9 protein-coding genes are annotated in these 11,835 nt (G+C 66.1%); 6 read left to right on the plus strand and 3 right to left on the minus strand.

Features of this window, described 5'->3' with window-relative positions:
* The first annotated feature begins 39 nt into the window (after window positions 1-39).
* The 6 genes from tsaD (at window position 40) to LC060_RS04305 (ending at window position 7,130) form a co-directional block, all read left to right on the plus strand.
* The gene (tsaD, locus tag LC060_RS04280; protein ID WP_226633010.1) at window positions 40-1,080 is read left to right on the plus strand and encodes a tRNA (adenosine(37)-N6)-threonylcarbamoyltransferase complex transferase subunit TsaD; all 1,041 of its coding nucleotides are present in this window, start codon (window positions 40-42) and stop codon (window positions 1,078-1,080) included.
* Window positions 1,077-2,096 carry an NAD(P)H-dependent glycerol-3-phosphate dehydrogenase gene (locus tag LC060_RS04285; RefSeq protein ID WP_413465086.1) on the plus strand — a complete coding sequence of 340 codons (1,020 nt, stop codon included), beginning with the start codon at window positions 1,077-1,079 and terminating at the stop codon, window positions 2,094-2,096. Before tsaD ends, LC060_RS04285 begins: the two co-directional genes overlap by 4 nt.
* Window positions 2,093-3,613: a lipopolysaccharide biosynthesis protein gene (locus LC060_RS04290; RefSeq protein WP_226633012.1), complete on the plus strand. Its 1,521-nt coding sequence runs from the start codon at window positions 2,093-2,095 to the stop codon at window positions 3,611-3,613. Before LC060_RS04285 ends, LC060_RS04290 begins: the two co-directional genes overlap by 4 nt.
* Before the next feature lie 104 nt (window positions 3,614-3,717).
* The gene (locus tag LC060_RS04295; RefSeq protein ID WP_226633014.1) at window positions 3,718-5,400 is read left to right on the plus strand and encodes a vWA domain-containing protein; all 1,683 of its coding nucleotides are present in this window, start codon (window positions 3,718-3,720) and stop codon (window positions 5,398-5,400) included.
* A 48-nt stretch (window positions 5,401-5,448) separates the two neighbouring features.
* On the plus strand, window positions 5,449-6,180 hold the full coding sequence (locus LC060_RS04300) for an OmpA family protein (RefSeq protein WP_226633016.1): 732 nt from the start codon (window positions 5,449-5,451) through the stop codon (window positions 6,178-6,180).
* A 230-nt stretch (window positions 6,181-6,410) separates the two neighbouring features.
* Window positions 6,411-7,130, plus strand: coding sequence for a hypothetical protein (locus LC060_RS04305; protein ID WP_226633618.1), 720 nt, complete (start codon window positions 6,411-6,413; stop codon window positions 7,128-7,130).
* 217 nt (window positions 7,131-7,347) lie between these two features.
* Here the strand turns inward: LC060_RS04305 and LC060_RS04310 are convergent, their stop codons facing one another.
* From LC060_RS04310 to LC060_RS04320, 3 genes are all read right to left on the minus strand, one after another.
* Window positions 7,348-8,865 (minus strand): S10 family peptidase, encoded by a 1,518-nt coding sequence (locus LC060_RS04310; protein ID WP_226633017.1) that lies wholly within the window; start codon window positions 8,863-8,865, stop codon window positions 7,348-7,350.
* 119 nt (window positions 8,866-8,984) lie between these two features.
* Window positions 8,985-10,490, minus strand: a complete 1,506-nt coding sequence (locus tag LC060_RS04315; protein WP_226633019.1) for an acetyl-CoA hydrolase/transferase family protein — start codon at window positions 10,488-10,490, stop codon at window positions 8,985-8,987.
* A 130-nt stretch (window positions 10,491-10,620) separates the two neighbouring features.
* The gene (locus tag LC060_RS04320) at window positions 10,621-11,808 is read right to left on the minus strand and encodes a helix-turn-helix transcriptional regulator (protein WP_226633021.1); all 1,188 of its coding nucleotides are present in this window, start codon (window positions 11,806-11,808) and stop codon (window positions 10,621-10,623) included.
* Between the last annotated feature and the right edge of the window lie 27 nt (window positions 11,809-11,835).

Consider the following 11,835-nt stretch of genomic DNA (forward strand, 5'->3'; position numbering starts at 1 on the left):
AAAAGGTCGTTCGGCCAAAGTGAGCGAGGTAGCGTGAGGATGACGATTGTCCTCGGAATAGAAAGCTCGTGCGACGAGACCGCCGCGGCGCTGGTGACGGCGGACCGTACGATCCTGGCGCAGCGCATCGCGTCGCAGGACGAGGAGCACAAGCCCTTTGGCGGCGTCGTGCCCGAGATCGCCGCGCGCGCGCACGTCGAGCGCCTTGCGCCGCTGATCGAGGGTACGCTGGCCGATGCCGGAATGCGCCTGGACGAGGTCGACGCGATTGCCGCAACGGCAGGTCCGGGCCTGATCGGCGGGGTCATGGTCGGGCTGGTCTCGGCCAAGGCGTTGGCGATGGCGACAGGCAAGCCGCTGATCGCGATCAACCACCTGGAAGGCCATGCCCTTTCGCCCCGGCTTGCCGATGCGAGTCTGGCCTATCCCTATCTCCTGCTGCTCGTTTCGGGCGGGCACTGCCAGATCCTGCTGGTTGAGGGCGTGGGCAAATTCCGCCGCCTTGCAACGACCATCGACGATGCGCTGGGGGAAGCCTTCGACAAGTCGGCCAAAGTGCTGGGACTGGGCTATCCGGGCGGTCCGGCGCTGGAGCGCCTGGCTGCGAGCGGCGATCCCAAGGCGGTGCCGCTGCCGCGTCCCCTGAAGGGCAGCAAGGAGCCGCATTTCTCCTTTGCCGGTCTCAAAAGCGCGGTCCTGCGCGCGCACCAGTCGGGCGAGTACAGCGCGGCCGACATTGCCGCCTCGTTCCAGCAGGCCGCGATCGAGTGCATCATTGACCGTACGCGCCGCGCGCTCAAGGGCATCGCGGATGTTGAACCGACGGCCCTCGTCGTTGCGGGCGGGGTTGCGGCGAACACCGCGATCCGCACCGCGCTGGAAAGACTGGCCGCCGATTTCAAGCTGCCGTTCATCGCCCCGCCACTCAAGCTGTGTACGGACAATGCGGCGATGATTGCCTGGGCCGGTGTGGAACGCCATGCGCTGGGGCAGAGCGATCCGCTCGACGTTTCCGCTCGGCCGCGCTGGCCGCTCGATCCGGACGCCGAGGCCGTGCGCGGAGCCGGAGTGAAGGCATGACAACGATGAATGCAAGCGATCTGGCGGTCGGGGTCATCGGCGCAGGTGCCTGGGGCACCGCGCTTGCTCAGGCGCTGGCCCGCGCGGGGAACCGGGAGGTGAAGCTCTGGGCGCGCGAGGCGGATCTTGCCACGCGCATCAATGATACCCGTGTCAACGACACCTATCTTCCGGGCGCCGAGCTCGATCCGGCGATCCGGGCGACCTCGGACCTTGCCGAGATGGCTGAGCTTCCGGTGCTGTTGGCGGTGGTCCCTGCGCAGTTCCTCGCTTCGGTGATCGGGCAGCTGCCTGCCGCAGAGCGCGATCTGGTGCTTTGCGCCAAGGGGATCGAGGCGTCCAGCGGGCGGCTGATGGCCGAGGTCGCGGCTGAGGCCGCGCCGGGCAGCCGTCTTGCCGTACTATCGGGACCGACCTTCGCGCATGAAGTCGCCGCGGGACTGCCCACAGCCATCACGCTCGCCTGTTCGGGTGGGGAGGCGCAGTGGCAGCGGCTCGCGCCCCTGATCGCGAGTCCCGCCTTCCGGCCCTACTATTCCGACGATGTGATCGGGGCCGAGATCGGCGGCGCGATCAAGAACGTGCTGGCGATTGCCTGCGGCGTTGCCGAGGGGCTTGGCCTTGGCCAGAATGCGCGCGCGGCGCTGATCGCGCGCGGCTATGCCGAGATGCAGCGCTTTGGCCTGGCGCGCGGTGGCCGCGCCGAGACGCTGGCGGGCCTGTGCGGTCTGGGCGATCTGGTGCTGACCTGTTCCTCGACCTCGAGCCGCAACTTCTCGCTGGGCCTCGCGCTCGGGCAGGGCCAGAGCGCCGCCGAAGCGCTGGCGGGCAAGAGTTCGGTCGCCGAAGGGGCGGCCACCGCGCCGATCCTCGATGATCTTGCGCGGCGCGAGGGGCTAGACATGCCCATCGTCGCCGCGGTCCGCCGTCTTCTTGAAGGCGCCGCACCGGCAGGTGAAGTCGTCGCCGACATCCTCTCGCGCCCCTTGCGCTCCGAGCAGGAGCGCCTGGGTTGAACGACACCGTTTCGCGCGCCGAGGCTGGCCGGGACAAGCAGGACGGCGATGATATCGCCGCTCTGGCCAAGGGCGGGCGCACCAATTTCCTGGGCTTTTTCCTGCGCCTTGCCGCGCGCATTCCCTTCCTGTTCATTGCCGGGCGGGCGGCGGCCTATGGGCCTGCCGCGCTCGGACGTTTTGCTTCTGCGCTCGTCATCATCGAACTGACCGCGATGGTCTGCACGATGGGTGAGAAGCGCGGGCTGGCCCAGCGCATGAGCGAGGCCGAAGGCAAGGAACTGCCCGCCAACACCGTCTTCGATGGCGTGGCGGTCTCGCTACTGGCCTCGTGTGCGGCGGCGCTGTTCTTCTGGTTCGTGCCCGCCCCGATGTTCCCGGGCGGCACCTATACCCAGATCGACCGGCTGATGGTGATCGCGATCCCGCCGCTGGCGCTGACCGAGATCTGGCTGGCCGCGCTCGCCTATCGCCTGCAGATCAGCCCGACGGTCTGGTCGCGTGCCATCGTCGAGCCCTGGACGATCTCGATCATGGCGGGCCTGATGATCTTCGTCGCGCCCGAAAGCGGGCTTTCGCTCGCCTATATCGCGTCGATCTTTGCCGCCGCGATCACCGCCTTCGTGCCCTTTATCCGCGCTTATGGACTGCCGCGTGGCTGGCGCCCGCGCGCGGGCGTCATGCGCCGCCTCGCCGTGCGCTCGATGCCGATTGCGCTGGCCGATACGATCGAGTGGGGCACGCGCCGTGTCGACGTGCTGCTGCTGGGCTTTCTCGCGCCGCCCTCGGCGGTTGGCGTCTACTACGCCGCGCAGCAGGTCGCGAGCCTTCCGCAAAAGCTCAAGACCAGCTTCGAGCCGGTGCTGGGGCCGGTCATCACCCGCGCGCTCAAGCGCAAGGACTACGGCGCGATTGCGCGCCAGGTCAGCCAGGTGGGCTTCTGGATCATGGCTGCGCAGGCCGCCATCGCGCTGTCACTGGGCATCACCGGTGAGGGCGTCATGGGCCTGATCGGGCGCGAATTCGTGGGCGGGACAGGCGCACTGGCGCTTCTGCTCGCCGCCGAAGTTGTCGCCTCGACCGCGGTCGTCAGCGAGGCGGCGCTGATCTACGTGCACCGTGTGCGCAATCTGGGCGTGTCGCTCGCGACCATCGGCTTCCAGGCGGTCCTGACGTTCGCCGGGATCCTGCTCATGCAGCACCTGGGGTACAATTCGCTGTTCCAGGCCGCAGCGGCGGCGGGCGCGCTCTTCATCGCGCTGGGGCTGGCCTCGGTGGTGAAGGCGAAGATGCTCGCGAAGTTCCTGGGCCATCCGATCAACAACTGGCGCTGGCCGCTGCTCTGGGCGGCAGCCCCCGCGGTGGCGATCGGCTTTGTCTTCACGCAGTATCTGCCCGAGTGGGTGGAACTGGCGATAGGCATCCCCGCGATCCTGGGTTCCTACCTTTTTGTCATATGGAAGAAGGCCTTCGGGCCGGAAGACCGCAAGCTGTTCCAGAAGACCAAGTCGGACTGATCGCCGCTTCCCTTTCGTATCGTCGCGTGCAGGGCTCGTTCAGTCGCGATTAACGGGCGCGGTGGCGTTCTCGTTTTCCTGCAACGGGACGAGGGGATGGGTTTATGGTGGTTCGCAAGGATCTGACGGGCCGTGTGGCGAGGCTGGGGCTGGTGCTTTCGGGCCTCAGCCTTCTGGCCGCGTGCGGCGAAGTGGCGGACGCGCCGCCCCCTCCACCGTTGGCAATCGCGCCGCCACCACCGCCTCCGCCGCCGCCACCTCCGGCTCCACCACCCGGTATCGTCCCTGCGCCTTCGACGCCGTCTGCCGTCACCGTCACTGGGGCAAGGCTTGCGGATTCGATGCAGGACAGCCGCTTCGTACCGCCCGTGCAGGTCCCCACGCAGCCCGGGCGCGAGCAGTACGAAGGCGAAGAAGTCTCGGCGGTGAAGCGCGTGGCGCAGGCGCCCGTCTCCACGTTCTCGGTCGATGTCGATACCGGCGCCTACACCAACACCCGCCGCTTCCTGACGCAGGGCCAGCTGCCCCCGGCGCGGGCCGTGCGCACCGAAGAGTTCATCAACTACTTCCGCTACGATTACCCGGCGCCCGACAGCCGCGAGGCTCCGTTCTCGGTCACCACGGACATGGCGCAAACGCCCTGGAACTCCGAAACGCGCCTCTTGCGCATCGGCCTTCGCGGCTATGACATCGCGCGCGATAGCCGCCCTCCAGCCAATCTGGTGTTCCTGCTCGACGTTTCGGGGTCAATGCGCGCGCCGGACAAGCTCCCGCTTCTCAAGACCGCGCTTTCGGGGCTGGCCGGGGAACTGGGCGAACAGGACCGTGTCTCGATCGTGGTCTATGCAGGCGCTGCCGGGCTGGTCCTGCCGCCCACCAACGACACGCGCAAGATCCGGGCCGCGCTCGATACGCTGAGCGCGGGCGGTTCGACGGCGGGCGCGGCGGGCCTCAAACTGGCCTACAACATCGCGCGTGACAGCTTTATCGAAGGGGGCGTCAACCGCATTCTCATCGGCACCGATGGCGACTTCAACGTCGGGATCACCGACCGCGAGGACATGATCGCGATGATCGAGAAGGAGCGCGACGCCGGGATCACGCTGACGACGCTCGGCTTTGGGCAGGGCAACTACAACGAGGCGTTGATGGAGCAGGTCGCCGACCATGGGAACGGCAACTACGCCTACGTCGACAGCGCGCTCGAGGCGAAGAAAGTGCTGGGCGACCAGATGGCTTCCACGCTCTTCACCATCGCCAAGGACGTGAAGATCCAGGTCGAGTTCAACCCGGCACTCGTCAGCGAGTACCGGCTGCTGGGCTACGAGAACCGGGCATTGCGCGAGGAGGACTTCGAAAACGATGCGGTCGATGCAGGTGACATCGGGGCGGGGCACCAGGTGACCGCGCTCTACGAGATCGTGCCGACAGGCGCCAAGGGCTGGCTGCCCGAACGGCGCTACGAGGACACGCCGAACACGGCCGCGCAGGCCCGGGCGCAGGAACTGGCCTTCGTCAAGCTGCGCTACAAGCTGCCGGACGGCACGACCTCGAGGCTGATCGAGCGGCCGGTCCCGGCAAGCCTCGTGGCCAGCGCCAAGGCGCCGCGCGGCGACTTCGCCTTTGCCGCGGCGGTTGCGGCCTTCGGGCAGGATCTGCGCGGGGATACGCTCCTCAATGGGTTCGATGAGGGGGACGTGGCGCGCCTCGCCGGGCAGCCCGATGACTACTGGCGCCAGGAATTTGTGAAGCTGGTGGGACTTGCCGGGGCATTGAAGGGCGATTGAGCAGTCTTGGAGGCTGACAGGGACGCGCGATCGCTCTAGGCTTGGCCCATGAATCCGCGTAACGCCTTGATTGCCGGGGCAGGTGCTGCCCTGTGCCTGCTCCTTTCTGCCGCTGGCATGGTTCTGAACGGCCCCGGCTTTGTCGCCGGGCTCGAACGCGAGGCGCAGGCCGCGCGCAGCGGTGTCGAGGGGGGCGACGGGGTCGAGCTGGCCTTCAAGGACCGCTACGGCTGGCTGACGCGCCACCCGATCCTGTCGGGCGGCGATGAATTGCCCCAGGTCCTTCGTCAGCAGGTCGCTGCCGGGATCGCGGCAGTGCCGGGTATCGGCGGGATCAGCTGGTCGCGCACGAGCACGCGCGCGGACAATCCCGAGGCGGTCCATTGCCAGAGCGATGTCGAGCGTATCCTCCAGACCCGCACGATCCGCTTCACGCAGTCCTCGGCGCGTCTCGATCCGGCCAGTGGACGATTGCTCGACGAGGTTGCGCGAGCGCTGCGCCCCTGTGTCGGCAGCATCATCGCGGTCACCGGCCACACCGATGAGGGCGGCAACGCCGAGGTCGACAAAGCCTTCTCGCTCGCGCGCGCCGAAGCGGTGCGCTGGGCGCTGATCGGGCGCGGGATCCCGGCCGATGGTCTGCGCGCGGCAGGCGTGGGCGCAAGCCAGCCGATCTCCGGGCTCAACCCGAGCGACCCGGCGAACCGCCGGATCGAGTTTTCGGTGATCGTATCCGCGCCGGTCAAGCCGACCCCCATCGACACGCCGGGACCGGGCTGATGCGTGCAGACCCGGCCCGAACTCGTGGCCTGCTGCCAAGGGCATTGGGATCGGGCGGGCGGGCTGCTATGCGCGGCCCCAACTCCGGCACTTCACGGAAATCGACGCTTGGAAAGGACTGCTGATGCCCTTGTGGCTGGAACTGGCCGTATCGGTGCTGCTCACGTATGGTCTGGGCCTGGGCATCGGCTGGCTCATATGGAAACGAAAAGGATAATATCGTGCTGCAAATGATCGAGGCCAACTGGCTGATCTTCGTTGCCGCCCTGGTGATCGGGATCGTGGTCGCCTTCTGGATCTTCGCGCATGGATCGAAGAAGCCGGGTGAGCGCACGCACCGCCCGGACGTGCTGGACGAAGGCGCCGCGCCCGCCCAGCGCAACCAGGCGCTCATAGATTCCGCGAGCCCCGCCTCGCAATACGACCTGCCCGTACCCGGCGTTGACGATGCCGACACGCGTGAGAAGCAGCCCGCGCATATCGACCCGCCCGCCGCGGCCGGAACCATGGCCGGGATCGGCGAGGTGATTGCCGTTGCGGCGCAGGAAGAGGCGGACGAGGCGCGCAGCCACAAGGCCGAAGAGGAGGTCGTGAAGGTCCCGGAGCCGACCCCTGCAGACGAGGCGCCCAAGGCTGAGGATACGCCTGCAGCTGCCCCTGCCCCCGCGCCGGAAGAACCTGCTCCTGCTCTTGCACCCGCGACGGAGGCGCAGAGCGATGACCTGCGCAAGATCAAGGGGCTGGGCCCCAAGATGCAGAAGCTCCTCGCGTCACTGGGTGTGACGACGTACGCGCAGATCGCCGCCTGGAGCGAGGCGGATCTCGATGAGCTCGATGGCAAGCTCGGCGCCTTCGCCGGGCGTCCGCGCCGCGACAAGTGGGTGGAGCAGGCCCGCCTTCTGGCCGAGGGCAATACGGCGTCTTACGAGGCCGAATTCGGTAAACTCTGAGTTTCATCCGATCGGAAAATGAAGAAAAGGGGGCTTTGGGCCCCCTTTTTTAGTTCCGTAGAAAACATGAACGTATTTTCATGTTTTTCTTTATGTATTTTGCAGATGTCCAATCTGGGCGACCGCGAGGGCTTTTCGGGCTCACTCGATGACTTGTTTATAGTAACTGCCCAAATTTGGAAAGGTGATTTCTTTAATTTAACATTATGTTTACTTACTAATTGCGTTTGGCGTAACTTTCAAGAATGTCACGTCGCATCGCGGCCCCACTGTCGAGGCGCGAGTAAAACATGTGTCCGCCCGGATACTTGTGCAGGTTCACGCGGCTAGCCTGGCCGAAATCGGGCATCTGGTCGATGATCAGCTGCGAGGCGAAATAGGGGCAGGAAAGATCGTCCCAGCCATGCACGATGTCGACGCTCATCTTGGGGTCGATGGCAATGGCCTTGCGCAGGTCCTGAACCGGGCTGTCGGTGTTGTCGCGGTCCCAGGCGCGGTTCACCTCGTAGGACAGCGCGTTGTAGCGCGCGTTGACCTTCCAGCCGACCTGGCGGGTCACGAAATCGACCATGGCCGAAGTGGTGGGCGCGATGAGGGTGGTCAGCAGAGGGTCATTGTACTGCGCGCGCGAACTGGCCGGGAAGGGGTCGTAGGCGGTGAAGTTGCTGTCGTAGACCGAACCGACAAGGCCCTGCGTGCGACGGATCTCGCGCAGGTACGTACCGATGTCGATGCGCCCGTCCATGCGCTGCACCAGTTCGGGATCGAGGCCAGTGAACTCGGCGACGCGGGCCGACAGGCGCGCGGTTGCCGCCTTGTCGCGCGGCCCGGCGATGAAATCGGCCAGGAACTGTGTGCGCAGGTACTCTTCCACCGGGCCCATGTTGCTCTCGTCGAGGTGCTGGCCCTGCCGCTCGAAGTGGCCCGCGGCCATGGCCGGATAGTTCAGCATCCAGGGAAGCGGCGAGAGCGCGGTGTCATCGCCGATGGCCGCCGGATCGAGGTAGGGCGAGACGAGCACCATGCCATTGACGCCAATCCCGATCTGGGTTTGCAGGTAGTAGGCCAGGCGCGGCACGCGGTAGCCGCCGTAGCTCTCGCCGGTCAGGTACTTGGGACTGGCCAGACGCTCTTCCTTGACGAGCCAGTCGTAGATGACGCGGCTGAGGTAGTGGATGTCGGCGTCGGCGGCGTAGAACTCGGCGTTGGTAGTCTTCTCGTCGGCGCGCGAGCGCGAGAAGCCAGTGCCGATGGGATCGATGAAGACAAGGTCGGTGAAGTCGAGCCAGGAATTGGGGTTGTCCTGAAGCACGGCCGGATCGCTGGGGGAATCGCCCTGGGCGCCAAAGGCAACACGCTTGGGGCCGATGGCGCCCAGGTTCAGATAGACCGACGCCGCGCCGGGCCCTCCGTTGAAGGCGAAGGTCACGGGCCGGTTCTCGGCCTGCTTTCCGGGCAGGGTGTACGCCGTATAGACGACCTCGCCGATCAGCTTGCCCTTGGCATCGTGAACGGGGATCGTGCCGACCGTGGCGGTGTAGGACACATTCTTGCCGCCGATGACGGCGCTCTGGCGTACCGAGGCGTCTTCGGGGAGGGGCGGGAGCGAGTCCTCGCTTGCGGTTTCAGCCTTGCTTGCCGAAGCCTTCTCGTCGGCGGCGTGGAGCGCCTGCGTGGCGGGAAGGAGGGCGCTGGTCGCCAGGAGCAGCCCGAGGGCCAGTTGTGCACGTCGCATGGTGAGTAGGTACCTCGCTTGCCGGGATGGGGATGGCAAGCGAGGTACTCTACCGTGTCGCTTCGCAGCGACAAGGCCCGCACAGAGGGATGGGGGACTGCGGGCCTCTTATCGCGGCGTCAGGGCAGCATCGAACCGGTGTCGATGAAGCGCTGGTGCCACGAAAGGGCTTCGGACGGGATCATCGGCGACTGCTGGCCGAACGATTCCTTCTGCGCGCGCGCGAAGTAGTCTTCGAGCATCGGGCGGTAGGTCGGGTGCGCGCAGTTGGCGATGATGACCTTGGCGCGTTCCTTGGGGCTGAGGCCGCGCAGATCGGCAAGGCCTTGCTCGGTGACGATCACCTGCACGTCCTGGTTGATGTGGTCGACGTGGCTGGCCTGCGGGACGATCGCCGAGATCGCACCCTTCTTGGCGACGGACGGCGTCACGAAGATCGAGATGAAGGCGTTGCGGGCAAAGTCGCCCGAACCGCCAATGCCGTTCTGGATGCGCGAGCCCATGACGTGGGTCGAGTTCACCGCGCCATAGATGTCGGCTTCGATAAGGCCGTTCATCGCGATGCAGCCCAGGCGACGCACCAGTTCGGGGTGGTTGCTGATTTCCTGCGGGCGCAGGATCATCTTGTCGCGGAAGAACTCCATCTCGCGGTTCACGCGCTCGGCCGCATCGGGGCTGAGCGAGAAGGCGGTGGCGCTCGCCATCCGCAGCTTGCCCTCGGCGAGGAGGTCGAGCATGCCGTCCTGGATGACCTCGGTGTAGGCGGTCATGCCCTCGAAGGGGGCGTCCATCAGGCCCGAAAGCACCGCGTTGGCGATGTTGCCCACGCCCGACTGGATCGGCAGCAGTTCCTTGGGGATGCGGCCGACCTTTACCTCGTGGGTGAGGAATTCGAGGATGTGCCCGGCGATCATCTTCGCGTTCTCGTCGGGCGGGTTGAAGGGGGCGTTGCGGTCGGGCGAGTCGGTTTCGACGACAGCGACGACCTTGGCCGGATCGACGCGCAGGCAGTCCTCGCCGATGCGCTGGTCGGGACGGGTCAGCGGGATCGGGATGCGCGCCGGGGGAAGCGCGGTGCCGTAGTAGATGTCGTGGACGCCTTCGAGCGCCTCGCTCTGCCAGGAGTTGACCTCGAGGATCACTTTTTCGGCGCGGTCGAGCCAGGTCTTGTTGTTACCGACCGAGGAGGAGGGGATCAGCGAACCATCTTCGCGGATGCCGACGATCTCGATCACCGCGGCGTCGAGCGGACCGAGGAAGCCCTGCCAGGCCATCGGGGCGACCTGGCTGAGGTGCATGTCGAAGTAGTTCATCTGGCCCGAGTTGATCTTCTCGCGGGCGATGGGGTCCGAATTGTAAGGCAGGCGCATGTCGATGCCATCGACCTTGGCGAGCGCGCCATCAAGTTCGGGGCCGGTGGAGGCACCCGTCCACATGCGGACCTTGAAGGGATTGCCGGCCGCGTGCTCGGCCTCGATGTGCGATGCGAGGGCCTGGGGGACAGCCTTGGGGTAACCGGAGCCGGTAAAGCCGCTCATCCCGACCGTGTTGCCGTTGGCAATGAGGCGGGCGGCGTCTTCGGCCGACATGATCTTGGAACGTAGGGCGTTGTTACGAATGCGCATGGCCTCTCCAATTCACCGTGTCTGGGGCCCGTTTGCTCTCACACACAGGAAAGAACAGTGAAAAGCGGGACTCGTGACTTGCGCCTGATGCACGAGTCCTGCCCCTTTTCGGGACCGTGACGGGGGAGGGTCAGCTGCCGATCGCGTCGAGAATAGATCGTGCAATTGCAACAAGTTCGCCTTCACGATTGACCTCGCATTTGAGGAAAATAGTGCGCAGCTGGCTGTTTACCGTTTGCGGGCTGACTTGCCGCAGTGCAGCAATATCCTTGCGCGAAAGCCCTTGGGCAAGAAGCGCGGCGACTTCGCCTTCGGTGTCGGTCAGCCCCATCGCCTGACCCAGCTGCCTACCCATGCGCGCAACCTTTTTTGCGTTTTCAGCGTGGTCGTGGCCCATCCCGGAGGGGCGCAGGGGCCTGAGGCTGACGATGACGCGGGCGCTGAGGCCCAGATGCCAGTCGCCATGGGGCAGGGGGCGCGCGTCGACCAGCATGAGTCCCTTGCCTGTGCGGATCCACAAGTCGGCCGGGCCCGGGTCCTCGCCGGCCAGCGCCTGGCCGATCCGTCGGCCTAGCTGGCGGTCAAATTCGGGGCGCTGGGCGTGTAGGGCGCCGCCCGAGATCTGCAGGGTTTCGGGGCCGAGCAGGCGCTGCGCGGCGGGGCTGACGAAAGTCGTCTTGCCAAGGCCATCGAGCAGGATCGCGGCGGTGTCCATCGCCTCGAGCGAGCCGTGGAGCAGCTTGGCACCGGCGTGTTCGATCGATTCCTGGGTGCGGATGGCCGAGAGGATCGTCGGCGCGACCTGGGCCAGGATGCCCCGTTCGTGTTCGGTGGTGCGCCCTTCGCGTTCGCTGCGCATGATCGCGACGCCGAAGAACAGCCCGGGCTTTTGCGAGAGGACCATCTGCGCGCCGAGTTCGAAATCGTAGCGGCGCGCCATTTCGAGATAGCGCTCGTCGGTGTGCGTGGCCCGGACCTCGTCGTAGTGGTCCTCCCAGGTGAGTTCCATGGGCTTGCCCATCGCGGCGATGCGGTAGTTCGCATCGGGGTTATAGGCGTCGATCTCCTGGATGACCGTCTCGAAATCGTCGGGCGTCTTGTTGACCCAGTTGAAGGCCAGGTGCCGCTCACCAAGAGCAAGGATCTGCGCGCGCGGCGAGCCGGTCGCTTCGGCCAGGCTGTAGAGCGCATGACGCCACCCCTCCGGATGGAAGGGGGCCTGCTCGATCGCGCTGCGCAAGTGCGCCAGCGATTCGCTGTCTATGCACTTTTCCTGCCCCACACCGGGAAATGTGTCGGGATCAGGGATTGTGCGCAAGGGAAACTATGGTTCGAGGCTCATCCC

This window comes from Novosphingobium profundi (assembly GCF_020524485.1).
In the GTDB taxonomy this organism is placed as follows: domain Bacteria; phylum Pseudomonadota; class Alphaproteobacteria; order Sphingomonadales; family Sphingomonadaceae; genus Novosphingobium; species Novosphingobium profundi_A.